Annotated in this window: 1 pseudogene; it reads left to right on the top strand. The window is 69.7% G+C overall.

The features are described 5' to 3' along the window. Positions 1-133: 133 nt before the first annotated feature. Positions 134-373 (top strand): annotated as a pseudogene (locus tag SK803_RS46445) (transcriptional regulator); the annotation flags it as partial.

The raw sequence follows: 373 nt of genomic DNA, 5'->3' as shown, positions 1-373 counted from the left end.
TATCGTCGCCGCTCTCGACTGGCTCGACGCACGCGCAGGCTGGGACCCCGGCACAGCTCGCCGCGAAGTAGCCGCACGCCTGGCAGCGCTCGACCTGCACGCCCTCCAGGACCGCGGAGTCCTCCGCGGTCGCGTGAACCAACGAGATACCGCCAGCGCACTCGCGGAGTACTACGGCACCTCGACCACCGGCCACGGCCGCTACTCCGCGACGTTCGGCACGAACACGGCAGCCTCCACAACCGTGCTGACGCACCCGGACTGGCTGGACCTCGACTGCCCGCTGTTCCCCAAGCACGACAAGCTCAAGCTCGCCGGCGTAACCCCGGCGGACAACATCACGATGGACGAGGCGAGCACAGACCGCGCCGCC

Source organism: Lentzea miocenica (assembly GCF_033949945.1).
Classification (GTDB): Bacteria; Actinomycetota; Actinomycetes; order Mycobacteriales; family Pseudonocardiaceae; genus Lentzea; species Lentzea miocenica.
Note: the sequence above shows the minus strand (reverse complement) of the source record. Positions and strands in the feature narration are given on the sequence as shown.